The 17,415-nt window shown below is 44.5% G+C and carries 15 protein-coding genes, 1 rRNA gene and 1 other annotated feature; of the genes, 9 read left to right on the forward strand and 7 right to left on the reverse strand.

Annotation, left to right across the window (positions count from 1 at the left end; genetic code table 11):
- Positions 1–237 precede the first annotated feature (237 nt).
- The 6 genes from CYL31_RS19595 to CYL31_RS19620 all read left to right on the forward strand — a co-directional run bounded on the left by CYL31_RS19595 (position 238) and on the right by CYL31_RS19620 (position 6,354).
- Entirely contained in the window at positions 238–2,469 is a 2,232-nt protein-coding gene (locus tag CYL31_RS19595; RefSeq protein WP_212916816.1) for a primosomal protein N', read from the forward strand.
- Between the two features lie 76 nt (positions 2,470–2,545).
- The gene (locus CYL31_RS19600) at positions 2,546–3,163 is read left to right on the forward strand and encodes an SPOR domain-containing protein (RefSeq protein WP_212916817.1); all 618 of its coding nucleotides are present in this window, start codon (positions 2,546–2,548) and stop codon (positions 3,161–3,163) included.
- 120 nt (positions 3,164–3,283) lie between these two features.
- Positions 3,284–3,835, forward strand: a complete 552-nt coding sequence (gene hslV, locus CYL31_RS19605; RefSeq protein ID WP_212916818.1) for an ATP-dependent protease subunit HslV — start codon at positions 3,284–3,286, stop codon at positions 3,833–3,835.
- A 73-nt stretch (positions 3,836–3,908) separates the two neighbouring features.
- Positions 3,909–5,231, forward strand: coding sequence for an ATP-dependent protease ATPase subunit HslU (gene hslU / locus CYL31_RS19610; RefSeq protein WP_212916819.1), 1,323 nt, complete (start codon positions 3,909–3,911; stop codon positions 5,229–5,231).
- A gap of 80 nt (positions 5,232–5,311) precedes the next feature.
- Positions 5,312–5,695, forward strand: a complete 384-nt coding sequence (locus CYL31_RS19615) for a gamma-butyrobetaine hydroxylase family protein (RefSeq protein WP_212916820.1) — start codon at positions 5,312–5,314, stop codon at positions 5,693–5,695.
- A gap of 38 nt (positions 5,696–5,733) precedes the next feature.
- Positions 5,734–6,354: a ubiquinone biosynthesis accessory factor UbiJ gene (locus CYL31_RS19620; RefSeq protein ID WP_212916821.1), complete on the forward strand. Its 621-nt coding sequence runs from the start codon at positions 5,734–5,736 to the stop codon at positions 6,352–6,354.
- A 39-nt stretch (positions 6,355–6,393) separates the two neighbouring features.
- On the opposite strand, the gene CYL31_RS19625 is transcribed toward CYL31_RS19620, so the two are convergent.
- The 4 genes from CYL31_RS19625 to ilvA form a co-directional block, all read right to left on the reverse strand.
- Complete coding sequence (locus tag CYL31_RS19625) at positions 6,394–7,263, reverse strand: DMT family transporter (RefSeq protein WP_212916822.1); 870 nt, start codon at positions 7,261–7,263, stop codon at positions 6,394–6,396.
- 23 nt (positions 7,264–7,286) lie between these two features.
- Positions 7,287–8,270 (reverse strand): asparaginase, encoded by a 984-nt coding sequence (locus tag CYL31_RS19630; protein ID WP_212916823.1) that lies wholly within the window; start codon positions 8,268–8,270, stop codon positions 7,287–7,289.
- A 134-nt stretch (positions 8,271–8,404) separates the two neighbouring features.
- Positions 8,405–10,138, reverse strand: coding sequence for an arginine--tRNA ligase (argS, locus tag CYL31_RS19635; RefSeq protein WP_212916824.1), 1,734 nt, complete (start codon positions 10,136–10,138; stop codon positions 8,405–8,407).
- A 133-nt stretch (positions 10,139–10,271) separates the two neighbouring features.
- On the reverse strand, positions 10,272–11,777 hold the full coding sequence (gene ilvA / locus CYL31_RS19640) for a threonine ammonia-lyase, biosynthetic (protein ID WP_212916825.1): 1,506 nt from the start codon (positions 11,775–11,777) through the stop codon (positions 10,272–10,274).
- 298 nt (positions 11,778–12,075) lie between these two features.
- Here ilvA and rpiA point away from each other — a divergent pair, with 298 nt between their 5' ends.
- Positions 12,076–12,747 (forward strand): ribose-5-phosphate isomerase RpiA, encoded by a 672-nt coding sequence (rpiA, locus tag CYL31_RS19645; RefSeq protein ID WP_212916826.1) that lies wholly within the window; start codon positions 12,076–12,078, stop codon positions 12,745–12,747.
- A 42-nt stretch (positions 12,748–12,789) separates the two neighbouring features.
- On the opposite strand, the gene CYL31_RS19650 is transcribed toward rpiA, so the two are convergent.
- Complete coding sequence (locus CYL31_RS19650; RefSeq protein WP_212916827.1) at positions 12,790–13,758, reverse strand: zinc transporter ZntB; 969 nt, start codon at positions 13,756–13,758, stop codon at positions 12,790–12,792.
- 147 nt (positions 13,759–13,905) lie between these two features.
- Here CYL31_RS19650 and CYL31_RS19655 point away from each other — a divergent pair, with 147 nt between their 5' ends.
- Positions 13,906–14,865 carry a class 1 fructose-bisphosphatase gene (locus tag CYL31_RS19655; RefSeq protein ID WP_212916828.1) on the forward strand — a complete coding sequence of 320 codons (960 nt, stop codon included), beginning with the start codon at positions 13,906–13,908 and terminating at the stop codon, positions 14,863–14,865.
- A 196-nt stretch (positions 14,866–15,061) separates the two neighbouring features.
- Positions 15,062–16,030 carry a GlxA family transcriptional regulator gene (locus tag CYL31_RS19660; RefSeq protein ID WP_212916829.1) on the forward strand — a complete coding sequence of 323 codons (969 nt, stop codon included), beginning with the start codon at positions 15,062–15,064 and terminating at the stop codon, positions 16,028–16,030.
- Here the strand turns inward: CYL31_RS19660 and CYL31_RS19665 are convergent.
- Positions 16,000–16,566 (reverse strand): hypothetical protein, encoded by a 567-nt coding sequence (locus CYL31_RS19665; RefSeq protein ID WP_212916830.1) that lies wholly within the window; start codon positions 16,564–16,566, stop codon positions 16,000–16,002. The two genes, CYL31_RS19660 and CYL31_RS19665, sit on opposite strands and share 31 nt — an antisense overlap.
- Before the next feature lie 319 nt (positions 16,567–16,885).
- A 5S ribosomal RNA gene (gene rrf, locus CYL31_RS19670) occupies positions 16,886–17,000 on the reverse strand.
- 217 nt (positions 17,001–17,217) lie between these two features.
- Positions 17,218–17,319 (reverse strand) — a sequence feature (23S ribosomal RNA rRNA prediction is too short).
- Positions 17,320–17,415 lie beyond the last annotated feature (96 nt).

Here is a 17,415-nt window from a genome sequence, read left to right on the forward strand (position 1 = left end):
CACTTGATCGATATAAATGGGCTTTCGCCGCGTCAAGCACCGCACGTTTCGTTGTACAGACATTGTACAGTGGAGCCAAGAGTCGCGTATTTTAGGGATCTATTGTCCAATCAGCAACCTTTTTTCATGCTTTTCTCATAAAATTGTGGCTCGCACCGACCCACTACTCTGACGTACACTTAAGAAATGATCAAGACATCCTATTTTTGCTTTACTAAACAAGGTCTAACCTAACGCATGTCAGAGGCGCTTCTTACTCCTTATCCTTTCATCAAAGTCGCTTTACCTGTGCCAATGCGCACACTGTTTGACTACAAAGTCCCCAAAGCGATTGCCCTAAGACACGAGCTAAAACCTGGCATGCGTGTCAAAGTTCCTTTTGGTAAAAGCAGTCGTCTTGGCGTTATTGTCGCACTTAGCGACACCAGTGATTGGGACCCTGAACAAGTCAAACCTCTGACATCGATGCACGACCAAAGCCCAGTCATTACCGAAGAGCTGATGGCATTATGCGAATGGGCCGCGCGTTACTACCATCATCCGATTGGTGATGTGATTTTTCATGCTTTACCCGTTCTACTGCGCAAAGGTGAAAGTGCTGAATTTCGAACGGAGAACTGGTGGCTTACCACGCCAGAAGGGCAATCATTGTCTCTTGAACAACTCAGTAGAGCACCACGCCAACAAGACTTTTTAAAAGCCGTACAACAGCACCCCAATGGCTTAAGCCAACATGCTGCATCAGTTTTAGACCTTGCCCCTGCCGCCGGAAAAAGTCTAGAAGAGAAAGGTTTGCTGCGCCGAGAGCCTCGCTCTTTTAATAAAGGGGGAGAAAAGCACGCACATCAGACTCAAGTCCCACCGACACTTAACCCTGAACAAATGCGCGCAACAGAACATTTATTAGATTACCGTCATCAATTTAACGTTGCGTTATTGGACGGTGTGACAGGCAGCGGTAAAACGGAAGTGTTTCTTCGAGTCATGGAACGCTTGATCGAGGAAGGAAAGCAAATTCTTGTCATGGTGCCAGAGATAGGCCTGACACCTCAAACGCTGAAACGCTTTGAAATCCGCTTCAATACCGACATCGTCTTAATGCACTCCAATATGAGTGACAGAGAGCGTCTGGATGCTTGGTTATTGGCTGCTAGCGGCCATGCCAAAATTATTATCGGCACAAGATCCGCGGCTTTCATCCCTGCGCCGAACCTTGGCATGATAGTGATTGATGAAGAACACGACACGTCCTACAAACAGCATGAAGGCTTTCGTTATCATGCTCGCGATCTTGCCGTTAAACGCGCCCAAGCACTAAATATTCCGGTGCTACTTGCCTCGGCTACACCGTCTTATGAGAGCCTAACCAACGCCCTGCAAAAGCGCTTTGCTTGGCTCAAACTTCGTCAACGAGCAGGCAATGCCCATATCCCAGAAATGGAAAGAGTGGACCTAAGAGGCAAGACTCTCATTCATGGTTTTAGCGAACATGCTCTTGCCAGTATGAAACTGTGTTTAGAACGCAAAGAACAAGTCTTGGTGTTCCTAAACCGCCGCGGCTACGCGCCAACCTTAATGTGCCACCAATGTGGCTGGATTGCCGCTTGTGATCATTGTGACGTCAACCTAACGGTGCATAAGCGAGCAAACAAACTCCATTGTCACCATTGCGACACGCAAAAAGCATTGCTTCATACTTGCCCTGAGTGTCAGTCAGAAGAGTTATTTACCGTTGGTGAAGGCACGGAACAAATAGAAACCCAGCTAAGCACACTATTTAAAGATGTACCTATTTTGCGTATTGATCGTGACAGCACTCAGCGAAAATCTGCTATGGCAAAGCTGACCCAGAAAATCCATGAACATGATCAAGCTATTCTAATCGGTACACAAATGCTGGCGAAAGGTCATCATTTTCCTAACGTCACACTCGTCATCATCATGGATGCTGACGCAGGTCTGTTTTCTTCAGACTTTCGTGGTATGGAGCGCACCGCTCAGCTCATCATCCAAGTCGCAGGTCGCGCAGGTCGCGCCAAAAAGCCTGGACACGTTTTGCTACAGACATATCACCCAGATCATGCGGCTATTGAATGTTTATGCAATCTCGGTTACGAACACTTTGCTATTGATGGCTTGTCGGAGCGTAAATCGCTCTCACTTCCCCCCTTTTATCACCAAGTTATCATTCGCGCCGAATCAGGCAATGAACAAGAAGCCATGCAGCTTTTAGCCGCTATGAGAAACGACCTTGAACCCCACTTTGCCAAGGACGTTTATTTGGTTGGCCCTTATGCTGCCATCATTGTTCGCAAAGCGGGACAGCACCGCGCTCTGATTTCGATCAAAGCCGCGCAGCGTGCGCCTTTACATCAGGCGACGCAAATGATGACCGAATGGTTAGAGCAATCTACAAAACAACATAGAATTCGTTTCGCAATTGATGTAGATCCACTGGAAACTTACTGATCTTGCACGCATAATGTGCGCAACTCTCACTCTGTTTATTTATTTACGCTAAAGCTAAAAGCAAAAAGCCCAAATTATGTTTAATCCTGTTCAAATTGCAGCAAAAGGAAGTCGCCCAAAAAAAGGCGCAACACGTCGCACTCCGCCGCCGCCAAAACGAAAAACCGCCTGGTGGTTATGGCTTCTGGTCCCCGCAATCCTCGTGGCTTTTATTTACGGGTTAACGCAACTGAACCAAGTTGCCCCCAAACCAAAGCCGATAGTAATAGAAAAACCTAAGGCCGTAGCACCTAAACCAACAGCTGCCCCCGTAAAAGAGAAAGCGCCAATCCCCGTGCCAGCGGCACCGAAAAAAGACACTTTTGAATTTTATCAAATACTGCAGAATAGCGAAGTAGATACCAGTCACGTTGATGCCTATCAGTCTACACCTCGTGGCGAGCAAGATTTTTATTACATGCTGCAAGCAGCTTCCTTCCGTAATCCAGAAGATGCTGACCGCATGCGCGCAAAGCTGATTCTTTCTGGAATGGTAGAAACGAGTATTCGCAAAACGACCGGTCAAGGCGAACAACCTTGGTATCGTGTTGTACTTGGCCCTTATGAATCACGCTCTAAAATGAACCGTGCAGAAGATAAGCTCGTTTCTATGGATATTGCGTCCTACTCTTATAAAGTCAAAAAAGAGCAATAACCCTCCTTTACCATCTCGTATAGATTGCATACGGAAAGTGAAAGCTGACTCTGTATGCAATCCTTGCTTGAAATCCTCCGGCTTGCCCCCATTTCGTTAGAATCGAAACTGGAGTAGACCATGACAACGATTCTTACTGTACGCAAAGGCAATCAAGTCGTCGTAGGCGGCGATGGACAAGTATCTTTAGGCAACACTGTGATGAAAGGCAACGCTCGTAAAGTGCGTCGTCTATACCGTGGTGAAGTGATTGCTGGCTTCGCTGGCGGTACAGCGGATGCTTTCACCTTATTCGAACGCTTCGAAGGTCAGCTAGAAAAACACCAAGGCCATCTTGTGCGTGCTGCGGTAGATCTTGCTAAAGACTGGCGTTCAGACCGAGCATTGCGCAAACTAGAAGCCATGCTTATTGTCGCCAACAAAGAAAGCACCCTAATCATTACCGGCACTGGCGATGTGGTCGAACCACAACACGGCGCATTAGCCATTGGCTCGGGCGGCAACTTCGCAGAAGCAGCGGCTCGCGCCTTGATTGACAACACTGACTTATCAGCCAAAGAAATCGTTGAGAAAAGCCTCAACATCGCTGCTGATATTTGCGTGTTTACTAATCACAGCTTAACTATCGAAGAAATCACTATAGATGCACAGCTTGAAGATAAGTCTAAGTAACATTCTATCAACATAGAAAAGCAGACTTTAAAGCAACGCAACCATCATTCAAGAACATAGAAGAGAATTGATAATGAGCAGCATGACCCCAAGAGAGACGGTTAACGCCTTAGACAACCACATTATTGGTCAGCAAAAAGCAAAGCGTGCGGTCGCCATCGCTCTGCGTAACCGCTGGCGTCGTATGCAACTTCCTGAAGAAATGCGTGCGGAAGTCACCCCTAAAAACATTTTGATGATAGGGCCAACCGGTGTTGGTAAAACCGAAATCGCGCGTCGTTTGGCTAAGCTTTCTAACGCACCTTTCATCAAAATCGAAGCAACTAAATTCACCGAAGTGGGCTATGTTGGTCGCGATGTTGAGTCAATAATCCGCGATCTAGTCGAGATGGCGATCAAGATGCTTCGCGAACAAGAAACTGCGAAACTGCGTCACAAAGCCGAAGATGCTGCGGAAGACCGCATTCTAGATGTGCTATTACCACCAGCTCGTGGTGGTGATCCAGAACTAGAAGACAACAGCACACGTCAGACTTTCCGTAAGAAATTACGCGAAGGTCAATTGGATGACAAAGAAATCGACATCGACGTTGCCGATTCACCAATGGGCGTAGAAATCATGACACCACCTGGCATGGAAGAAATGACTAGCCAGCTGCAAAACATGTTTTCTAGTTTTGGTTCACAAAAAACCAAAAAACGTAAATTGAAAGTCAAAGAAGCATTGCGCCAAGTTCGTGACGAAGAAGCTGCTAAACTGGTCAATGAAGAAGAACTAAAAGCGCGTGCGGTTGAAGCCGTTGAGCAAAACGGTATCGTCTTCTTAGATGAAATCGATAAAGTCGCAAAAAGCTCTGAACGCTCTGGCGGTGAAGTATCCCGCGAAGGCGTGCAGCGTGATCTATTGCCTTTGGTCGAAGGTTGCACGGTTAGCACAAAATACGGCATGATCAAAACCGATCACATCCTATTTATTGCGTCTGGCGCGTTCCACTTGTCTAAACCATCGGATTTAATTCCTGAGCTACAAGGTCGCTTGCCAATTCGCGTTGAACTAGATGCGCTAACCGTAGACGACTTCAAACGTATCTTGGTCGAGCCAAGTATGTCGTTAACTAAGCAATATGTTGCTCTCGCTAAAACAGAGCACATCAACTTAAACTTCACTGAAGAAGGCATCCATCGTATCGCCGAGATCGCTTTCCAAGTGAACGAACGCACAGAAAACATCGGTGCTCGTCGATTGCACACGGTACTTGAACGTCTACTTGAGGAAGTGTCCTATTCCGCTAGCGACATGCCGAATGACCAAACGGTCGACATTACCGCCGCATACGTTGATGAACAGCTTGGCGAAATCGCTGAAAACGAAGACCTAAGCCAATACATTCTGTAATTGACTCATACTTCTACAAGAAAAGCGTTTCTTTAGAAACAGCCCCTTCATTGAAGGGGCTTCCATAGGATACTGAGATCATGACAACGCCTACGCCTACGACTATCAATTACCACAAGCAATCCCGTGAATTGGCACTCACTTTCGCCGATGGCCAAAGTTTTCGACTTAGCGCTGAGTTCTTACGCGTCCACTCGCCTTCTGCCGAAGTACGCGGTCACGGTATGCAAATGCCAATTCTGCAATACGGCAAAAAACACGTTGGCATAAACAATATAGAAGGTGCGGGCAATTATGCGCTGAAAATTTCCTTCGACGATGGTCACGACACTGGCCTCTATACTTGGGAATATCTCTACAATATTGGCAAAAATCACGACGAACTCTGGCAAATGTACCTAGATCGCCTTGAAAAAGAAGGCCAGACGCGTGACACTTCGGTAATTCAAATTCACCAAGTTTAGTTTTAATCGCATTCACACCATCATCGGGAAGATTTTTTATGGGCTCAATCAGTTTATCGGCACTCAGCGCCATTGAAAATGCGATCAACCTCGCCCTTAAACAAGACACACCTTCCCAAGACCGCCTAAGCAAATTAGCAGGGCAACAAGTTTTTCTTTATGTGGAAGACTTCACCTTTATTTTGCAGATCCATATTCTCGAACAAGGTGTGATGCTTAATCGCCCTGAAAGTCTAGATGAGATCGAACTAGATCCTCGATTGGACACACTTGTTCAAGGGCCGAGCGCGGCGTACCGAAAATTGCTAGATGGCGATGGTTTCTTTGACGGTGACCTACGCATTCAAGGCAATGCTCAAGCCTTAATGACACTGCATAAAGTGATGGAGAACTTTGAATTCGATTGGGAAGGATTACTTGCTGATCATATTGGCGATTTATCCGCAGCGGCCATGGCTCGACTACTTCGCGCCCAATGGTCTTGGAGCAAAGAATTCGCTACCAACGCCAGAATGCAGATGGTTCATCACCTACAAACTGACAGTCAGCTACTGCCAAGCAAAATCGAATTCGACAACTTCGTCGATGAAATGGAACGCTTCAGTACCTTGATTGATCGTGCTGAAGCTAAGCTGAGGATTCTAGAGAAGAAAGCCTAAGAGTCCTTGAGAAAAGAAAGGCTAACCTCGCTTTTCTTCTCAATTATCACTGGATTTTGCCCGACTGAAATACACACCAACAATCGTTATCACAAAGCCGATAATTTGAATGCTTGTCATTGATTCATTGAATAAGAAATAACTTTCTACCGCTGCTAACGGTGGGGCTAACAGCAACATAGTGGAAACTTGTGAGGCTCGAACTTTTCTTAATAACCACACCATTAAGAAAACACCGCCGCCAGATAACACAAGCACGCCCCAGATGACGAGTAAGAAAGATTCCAGCTGAACTGCAAATAAGGTTTCACCCAGCAACAGCATAAAGCCAATGGAGACGACGCTAGCCGCAAGGTTTTGTATCGCCATAGAACTAAAAATATCAGATGATGATATCGACATTTTTTGGTAGGTGACACCAAGTGACAAGGCAAATATCGCTGTGCAAGCCAAGGTAAACGTCAGCAAAGTAACGCCTCCGTGACTCATATCTAACTCTAGTGCTGGACTGATTACTAACACGAGCCCTACGATACCAACCAACATGCCAATGACGCCTTTAAAGGACGTTTTTTCCTTGATCAACAAGAAGGCTAACAAGGTCACCAATGCTGGCTGTAATGCGCCGATTAAGGCCATAACGCCAGCGGGTAAGCCTTTGGCGATGGCCACATAGGCAAAGCCAAGGTAGAAACCATTCATCAACATACCAGCAATGATGTGCTTGGGTAACTCTTTCAATGAAGGAAAGCGTCGACGCTGCCACAAGGCAATGGCAAGAAACAGCAAACCTGCCAAAACAAAACGAATACTCAAAAAGACGTTAGGATCAATCAGACCCACGATGAGTTTGCCCGTGATAAAACCTGTTGACCAAATCAGCACTAAGAGCACATATAAAAATGCCATGTAAATTCCCTTTTAGCTTTCCATTAGGAAAAGTGTTTTTTAATTTTTTCGCTCGAAAGACCTAAACCGATCAAGAAGCTCAATTTCACAAACGCGGCTTCGTAAGTCATATCTGTTCCTGACACCACGCCCGCTTTCACCAAAGCCGAACCCGCCGCATAAGCGCCCGCGGCGATGCTTCCAGCGCCACATTGGCTCACATTAACAATAACAACACCGCGGTCTGTCGCAGCTTTTAATAGCGCTAAAAGAGCAGGATCTTTATCGGGGGCATTGCCTGCGCCATAGCTTAACAACACAGCACCTTTTACATTCTCACTCAACAAGCCTTGCCAGTGAGCGACCTGCACACCTGGGAAAACAGGCAGAATAGTCACTGCGCCTTCGTTCATCTCAGGAATCTGAATGGTCATTGGTTGCTTCACAACATCCGTAGAGCGCCAGCGCCAATCAATACCTAACACGCCTAGCTCTGGACAGTTTGGCGAGCTGAAAGCTTGCCAGTCACTGGTGTGAGCTTTATGAGCTCGGTCGCCTTCTATCAATCGCCCTGCGAAGAATAAAAACACGCCATTGCTATTCTTTTCACAGTTAAGTTCTTCACAAGCGGAGATGGCGCCCATGACATTTATCATCGCATCAGTACGCACCTTATACATGGGCACTTGCGAGCCAGTCACGATAATAGGTTTGTCACTGTGAGCAAACATAAAAGACAACGCCGCTGAGGTATAAGCCATGGTGTCTGTACCATGCAAAACAATAAAAGCATCGAAGTCATGCCATTTGCTTTCAATATCACGAGCGATGGTTTGCCAGTCTTTTGGCGTAGCGTTAGAAGAGTCGATCAAAGTTGCATAACTTGCAATCGCAAAATCGTGGGCAAGCTCATCGGATTCGTTTAAATGTTGGGTAAGATGATCAGCAAAGGCCGCATCGGGAATTAAGCCTTGATCCGAAGGCACCATACCAATCGTGCCGCCTGTGTAGGCAATATAAATTTTCATCTGCTGATTCTTCCTCTTTATTAATCCTATTTTACGTGCGGATTATGTCACTTAAGATTTAAAACATAAAAGGCGCTAATCGAGCAGAAAAGCGCCTTTTATTTTATTCATTAAAACAAACCGGTAGAGAGATTTTACATGCGCTCTAAGGTTTCAATCCCTAGCAAAGACAAGCCAAGTTTCAGAGTTGAAGCCGTGTTCAACGCCAATTGTAAACGGCTATGTTTCACTTCGTCTTCAGCATTCAAAATAGGACAAGCTTCATAGAAAGTCATAAAGGTTCCCGCTAAGTCGTACAAGTAAGCACACAAGAAATGTGGCATACCGTCGTTAGCAACCTGTTGAATCGCTTCTTCAAACTGGCACAACTTAACCGCCAAGGCGCGTTCTTGCGGCTCATCGATAGCGATATCACCGGTCAAGCTCGCCACATCAATCTCAGAGCGTTTAACGATGCTCGCTACGCGAGAATAAGCGTACAGCAAGTAAGGTGCTGTGTTGCCTTCGAAGCTCAACATGGTATCCCAGTTGAAAACATAATCACTGGTACGGTTTTTCGATAGATCAGCGTATTTCACTGAAGCAATACCGACCACACGACCAATGTTGCGCAATTCTTCTTCGCTCATTTCTGGGTTCTTCGATGCCACCAATTGATAAGCACGCTCTTGGGCTTCTTCCAATAAAGACGACAATTTCGCAACACCACCAGAACGAGTTTTGAATGGCTTACCGTCGCTGCCCATTACCGTACCAAACGGCATGTGTTCCAGTTGTGTTTCTGGTTTCACAAAGCCCGCTTTACGAGACAAAGTAAAAATCTGTTGAAAATGCAAAGACTGGCGCGCGTCCACAAAATACAACACACGGTTGGCATTCAAGGTATGTTGACGGAAACGCACCGCTGCTAAATCGGTTGTGGCATACAAGAAACCACCACCGGTTTTTTGGACGATAATTGGCGTAATTTCGCCTTCTTTATTGGCAAACTCTTCCATGAAAACACATTGTGCGCCATTGGATTCTTGCAGCAAACCTTGATCTTTTAGCTCATTGATAACGTTCTGTAAGTCATCGTTATAAGCACTTTCTGGCATCACGTGCTGACGCTCTAAAGAAACGCCTAACATCTTGTAGGTTTCTTCACAGTGAGTCATGGAGATATTGATAAACTCATCCCAAAGCGCCAAACATTCTTCATCACCAGACTGCAGCGCCACAACCAATTCACGAGCACGAGCAGCGAAAGCTTCGTCCTCGTCAAAGCAGGTTTTCGCCGCACGATAGAAGGTTTCAAGATCAGAAAGCGCCATGCTGATTTTGGTATTCTCCGCACGTAAGCGTTCCATGTAAGCCAACAGCATACCGAATTGCGTACCCCAATCACCTACGTGGTTTTGACGAACAACGTGATGACCAAAGAATTCTAACGTACGCACAACAGCATCACCAATAACGGTAGAGCGCAAATGACCAACGTGCATCTCTTTGGCAAGGTTTGGTGCAGAGTAATCAACAACAACCGTTTCTGGTGCTTCAACAGTACTGACATCTAGACGATCACTGGTGCGCAATTGCACCAACTCTTTGCTCAACCAAACGTTCTTTAAGAAAATATTAATAAAACCTGGCCCAGCGATTTCGACCTTATCTGCCAGATCAGACAGATCCAATTTCTCTAGTGTGGCTTGGGCAAAATCACGAGGATTCATTTTTAGCGCCTTCGCTGCGCCCATAATGCCATTAGCTTGGTAATCACCAAATTGAACCTTTGCCGATTGACGAACTAACGCTTGTGCCGTATCAGACGCGCCAGCCGCAACCATAGCCGCTTGAATGCGTTGATTTAGAAGTGTTTGAATATTCACAGGGAGACCTTTAAGCAGTAAGTTTGTCGCTTACAATAGCGACTTACTAGAATCACACAGCCCTCTGATCGTTACCAATCAGAGGGCTGAATTCAAAAAATAGTTGCGCTAATGATAAACGATTTTCGCGCTTTTAGCGAAAGAACAGCTTGCAAGCTTCGTTGTTATTTTCATCCTGATATGGATAACCTAGCTCATCTAAGAATTGAGTTACATCGGTTTCTTCGCCTACCGCTTGCAAGCCCACCAATACACGACCATAAGCATCACCATGATTGCGATAATGGAACATGGAAATATTCCATTGTCCGCCAAGCGTGTTCAAGAATTTCAACAAAGCACCTGGGCGCTCTGGGAACTCAAAGCTATACAACAGCTCGCCTTTATCGCTTCGTAAATGCCCACCAATCATGTGACGAACATGAACTTTGGTTGTTTCATCATCAGTTAAATCTGTGATTTCGTATTCTTTTAAATCTTCCAATAGCTCTTTGCGACTATGCGGGCTACCACCTAGCGCGACGCCAACAAAGATCACCGCTTCTTGATCGTCACCATAACGGTAGTTAAACTCAGTGATGTTACGGCCTACCAAGGCTTGACAGAAATCTTTAAAGCTACCTGGATGCTCTGGAATTTTCACCGCAATAATGGCTTCGCGTTTTTCGCCTAATTCCGCGCGTTCGGATACATGACGCAAGCGGTCAAAATTCACATTAGCACCACTATTAATAGCGATAAGTGTTTGGCCTTTGGCACCTTCGCGCTCGATGTATTTTTTCAAGCCAGCTAAGGCACACGCACCGGCAGGTTCAGTAATCGCGCGAGTATCATCATAGATGTCTTTGATCGCCGCACACATTTCATCTGTGGTAACAGTAATCACTTCGTCGACTGTGTCTTTTGCAATAGCAAAGGTGTTTTGTCCGATTTCAGCCACCGCGACGCCTTCCGCAAAAATACCCACAGTCGCTAAACGAGTTGGTTTGCCTTTTTCTAAAGCAATTTTTAGACAAGCAGCATCTTCAGGTTCTACACCGATGATTTTGATATCAGGACGAAGGTACTTGATATAAGCAGAAATCCCAGCAATCAAACCACCGCCACCAACAGGAATAAAAATCGCGTCAATATTTCCTTCATGTTGATGCAGGATTTCCATGCCGATCGTACCTTGACCCGCAATCGTATCCAAATCATCGAATGGATGAACGTAAACTTGACCCGTTTTCGCCATGATCTCACGTGATTTTGCCGAGGCTTCGTCAAAGGCATCACCAAACAAAATCACTTCTGCTCCGTGATTACGTACAGCGCTAACTTTTACTTCTGGCGTGGTCGCTGGCATCACAATCGTCGCTTGAATGCCAAGCTTTTTCGCCGCCAAAGCCAAGCCTTGCGCATGATTACCAGCCGATGCTGCAATAACGCCACGAGCACGCTCTTCCGGTGTTAACTGACAAATCTTGTTGTATGCCCCACGAATTTTGAAAGAGAAAACTGGCTGCAAATCTTCTCGCTTCAAAATAATCTCGTTACCCAATCGATTCGACAATTGATTGGCTCGAGACAGTGGTGTTTCTACGGCAACGTCATAAACGCGCGCCTGTAGAATCTTTTTGATCATGGTATGAGGCATAGTGTTTCCTAAACGAATATAAATCGACAACACGATGTTCTTAACGACATCTACGCTGACTGCTAGTCAAAAAAAACCGAGTAGGAAATATACTCTTTCACCTCTCTTGGCGCAAAGATAGATCACGTCTAAATCCACATCAAAAAGGCATAAAATCGATAATTAGCTTGATCAGGCGGGGTAACAATCACATCTTGAAGCGCCTATAATATCACCACCATCAGAGGTGGTTTATCATAAAAGATAAGCCGAATAATACCGCCCCCTAGTAAAATTATAATAGAAGGTGAACATCACCATGACTCAAGACGAATTAAAACAAGCCGTTGCAGAAGCTGCGGTTGCTTACATTCTTCCTATGTTAGAAGCCGATACTATCGTCGGTGTTGGCACAGGCTCTACGGCAAATCTATTCATTGATGAATTAGCCAAGCACAAAGGTTTATTTGACGGCACAGTGGCAAGCTCTGAAGCTTCTACAGAACGTCTGAAAAAACACGGCATTCCTGTCTATGATTTGAACAGCGTTGACAGCATTCGCGTGTATGTTGATGGTGCGGATGAGTCGAATGACAATCTGCATTTGATCAAAGGCGGTGGCGCTGCGCTCACTCGCGAGAAAATCGTTGCTGCATGCAGTGATGAGTTTGTCTGCATCGCGGATGAATCTAAGTTGGTAAAAATCCTAGGAGATTTTCCGTTACCAGTTGAAATAATTCCAATGGCACGCGGCCATGTTGCACGCGAATTGGTAAAATTAGGCGGAGACCCGGTTTATCGTGAAGGCGTTGTTACGGACAACGGCAACCATATTCTTGATGTCTACAATTTAGAAATTCTTGATCCAATAGCACTAGAAAAAAGCATCGACGGCATTGTTGGTGTAGTGACGAATGGATTGTTCGCAAAACGCTCCGCGGACATTTTGCTATTAGCCACGAAAGATGGCGTTAAAACACTGAAAAAATAATCTTCAGTGCTTTAAAGCATAAGATATGAAAAAGCCGCTAAATTAAAACCAGCGGCTTTTTCTCATTAACACAAATTGCCCACCGCCTAACACCACCAAAACTACGCAAAACAACCAAAAAGCAGCGCTGCTATCAGTTCCAGGCATACCGCCAATGTTGATACCAAACAAGCCAGTTAAGAAGCCCAACGGCATAAAAATACCTGACAGAATCGAAAGTACATACATTCGAGCATTCATTTTTTCAGCTTGTAAGTTGGCAAACTCTTCTTGCATCAACAAGCAACGCTCGCGCAGCGACTCCAATCCTTCCACATAACGAGTGATATCGTTGGCAGCTTCCTGCACTTGTGCGGTTTGCTCCGGTGTCATCCAGGTAATAGATTCTTGCGACAATTTATTAATGGCTTCTTTTTGTGGAACCAAGAAGCGTCTTAGGCGAATAGTTTCAAGACGGCGCTGAACAAGTGAATCTCGCTGGCCAGCTTCTATGCCTTCACCAATACTTTCTTCTAAATCCGCTAGCTCATCTTCTAAGCCAGTAATGATTTTCGCCATGCGGCCAGTCAGGGTTTCTGTCAGCGTTGCAACAATATCACCTGTATTTGTTGGGCCTTCGTTATTAGCCAGATCCTTTACGACATCTTGTACAGACAACAACTTACGACGACGACTAGAAACAATAAAATGAGGCGTTACCCAAAGACGTAAAGACACCATGTCAGAAGGATTAGACTCTGGGTTTAAATTCACCCCACGCAGAGTTAGTAATAACCCCTTACCCATTTTTACCGTACGAGGGCGAGTTTCCTCAGCAAATAAAGCCTCTATAGCCGTCTCAGGTATACCTTCTAAGCTAGATAACCAATCATAGCCATCGTCTTGGAGAGCATCCAAATGCACCCAACGACAACCTTGATCAGGCAAGATTTTTGGTAACTCCGAAACAGGTAACGACGTAGCGCCGCCTTGACCATCCAGTTCTAGGTTGTGTACAACAAACGCAGACATATTTATTCCTCTCAACATTTTGCGTAGATTATCTGAAAACGTTGGTTTTCCCTATTTATTTTGCCTTCATATTCCTACCTTGGCTGACACTCAATGTCTAGAGTGGCATAATTTAAGCAACTTCAAATAACAAGGAAATGCCAAACCATGCAAAACCTACCCGATGTTTTAGCAACCAGCGCGACACCGAAAACATTACAAGATGTGTTAACGGTTACTACTGACACCTGCATCGCTATTTCAGATGCGCTAAAACAAGGCTCGCTTGCAGGTATTCTAGGAATGGCTGGTAATGAAAATGTTCAAGGCGAAGAACAGAAAAAGCTGGATGTCATCTCTAACGACATGTTGAAAGATGCACTCGTTGCTTGTTCGGCTGTTAGAGCCATTGCTTCAGAAGAAGAAGATTACATTGTTCCTGCAAACACAGATGGCGAATACCTCATTGCCTTTGATCCATTAGACGGCTCTTCTAACATCGACATCAACGCAATGGTCGGGACTATCTTCTCGATCTATCACCAAACAGGTGACAAACCAGCAACCGAAGCTGATTTTTTGATTCCTGGCAAAGAACAAGTCGCAGCAGGCTATGTTCTCTACGGCCCATCAACCATGTTGGTTCTTACCACTGGCAATGGCGTCAATATGTTTACTTACGACCCAACCAAACGTGTCTTCACGTTAACCCATGAAAAAGTGCAAGTGGCAAAAGACACTCAAGAGTTCGCTATTAACATGTCTAATCAGCGTTTCTGGTCTGCGAATATGCAGAGCTACGTGAATGATTTAGTAAAAGGAAAAGAAGGTTCTCGTGGTAAGAACTTTAACATGCGCTGGGTAGCAGCTATGGTGGGTGACGTACACCGTATCCTTTGTCGCGGCGGTATCTTCATCTATCCTTGGGATAACAAAGATCCATCTAAAGCTGGCAAACTACGTCTAATGTATGAAGCTAATCCAATGGCAATGTTGCTAGAACAAGCTGGCGGTAAAGCCCACACTCACACTCAACGCATTCTAGACATCCAGCCAGAAGCTATTCACCAACGCGTTGCCGTCATACTAGGTGCCGCGAACGAAGTGGATAAGTGCCTAAGTTATTAACATTAACTTTGTTTTAAAATAAAAAAGGAGCTTCGGCTCCTTTTTTATTAGTCATTTTCTCATCATAGTCAAACTTCACTAATGTCATATATTTTTCTAAATAGAAACACTGCTTATTAAAAATTATATTTAATACTTTGGCTGAACATGGCCTGACGTTGAATTCCGCGAAATAAAAAGGTTGTATAGATAGATTATGGCAGATAAAAAAATAAAACTTGGTTTAATTCATTATCCAGGAACATTACGATCCGCACTTTATGGACTGGAAGAATTATTTTTAATGGCTAGCCAGATCTGTACAGAACAAGGTGTTAATGTCGTCTTCGAACCACAAATTATCGACTCTCACACACTAAGATCTGATGCTAATTTAGATGTGTTGATGCTGCTCCCTAGCTACGATGAAGAGTTTTATATTAATCCTGCACCAGAGTTACTTGATTGGCTAAACTCTCAACATAAAAAAGGAACCATAGTAGCAACAACCTGCGCAGGGGCGTTTATCGCAGCCCGAGCCGGCTTATTAGAAGGTAAAGCATGTACAACTCATTGGAAGCTGGAAAATCAGTTTAAAGAAACTTTTCCTCATATAACCTTAAAAACAGGAGAAATAATAATCAACCAAGGAGATGTTATAACATCAGGCGGAATGATGTCTTGGTTGGATCTAGGTTTTGAGTTGGTTACCCTATACAGTAAATCAAGCGTATTAAGAGAACTTGGTCATATTCTTGTTATAGACACATCCCAACGTGAACAGCGCTATTACCACAAATTCACTCCTCGCCTTAATCATGGTGATGATACTATATTAAATCTACAACACTACCTTGGCACTCACTACCAAGAACACCTCTCCATTACGATGTTAGCAGAAAAAGCCTGTTTAAGTGAACGCACACTCCAACGTCGATTTTTCAATGCAACAGGACTGAAACCTACTCGATACATACAAAACCTTAGGATACAAAAAACCTGTGATTTACTCGAAACCACCTCACAACCCTTCGAAAGTATTGCTTATTCTATGGGCTACCAAAGCGCTAGCGCACTCCGCAAACGCTTTATCGAAGAAATGGGACTAACACCTAAAGCTTTCCGGGAACGTTTTTACCTAGCAAACAAGCCTTATCATGAAAAAGAAAGTGGGCCTTTAACATAACCCTTTTCACTCCAATTTCTTCTAATAATAGGAGAGATAAAGACCATTAAAGCAATTGCCAAAAACAAGCAGACACCATATAAGATCAGAAAATGCTGAAAAGATAAATACTCTGATAATGGACGTGCCACTCCCAAGAAACCAGCAAATGTCCATGAGCATGTGCTAATGGCTCCAGGGATGGTCATGACCAGCATATCTGTATAACTTAGTTTAGCTTTCTGGGCCTTTTTAAAAACAATATTATGTATCAGAGTCGCATTAATGGTTAAAACACTCACACAAACCAATTTCGCCAAAAGCTTATCAGATGCAAGAATCAACACAGGGTCAAAAGACGTATCAATAAAAACAACTCCAGTCCCTGTAATCCACAGCCCACCAAGCAAGAAGCTCATCTGACGTCCCAATAACTGCAACTCAAATAAATTCGAACGTCGGAAAAACAGATTAAAATCACTTATATATAATTTACTTATAGCAAATGCGAAAACAATCAAATGAAGGAAAATTAACACTGTTCGCAATGCATCCATAAAAACTCTGCTCCAATATTTACAAGAACTTATAATCTCGTAATAGCTAACGAAATCGATATGACTTTCGATCTATATTACGGAATGAAGTTTTTTACAAACAGATGAATAAGTGACAAAAAACACTTTGTTTCAGACACTAGTAACTTAAGTAAAAGAGAACAGGCACTTTAGTACTGGATTCACGCAGACGCGTTGAGCTTGCGAAACAGGCGCAAGCGAAGGCAATGACAAGATGGCATTCCTACAGGCAAAAGAATTTTCTGCAGACGAAAAAAAGCCCTGACAGCGTTAGCTATCAGGGCCTTCTTAATATAAAGCTTGACGACGACCTACTCTCACATGGGATCTCCCACACTACCATCGGCGATGGCGCTTTTCACTTCTGAGTTCGGGATGGGATCAGGTGGTTCAACGCCTCTATGATCGTCAAGCAATTCGTTTTGCGTTTGTTTTGAGGTGCACTGTATTGTGCGCTGACTTTTTATCGTTAGCTTGTCTCAAAACACGCGAATACGTGCTTGGATCTTTAACAATTCTTTTTTGAAATAGCGATAATCAAGGTCAAACCGATGTGCATCATTGCTGATGCTTAATCGTAATCTGTGTCGTAGTTTTAAAAACCACTTTGGTGTTATATGGTCAAGCCTCACGAGCAATTAGTATTGGTTAGCTCAATGCCTCACAGCACTTACACACCCAACCTATCAACGTCCTAGTCTCGAACGGCTCTTTAGGGGACTTATGTCCCAGTGAGATCTTATCTTAAGGGAGGCTTCCCGCTTAGATGCTTTCAGCGGTTATCCCGTCCGAACATAGCTACCCGGCAATGCCACTGGCGTGACAACC

It is taken from the genome of Marinomonas sp. A3A, assembly GCF_018336955.1.
GTDB lineage: Bacteria > Pseudomonadota > Gammaproteobacteria > Pseudomonadales > Marinomonadaceae > Marinomonas > Marinomonas lutimaris.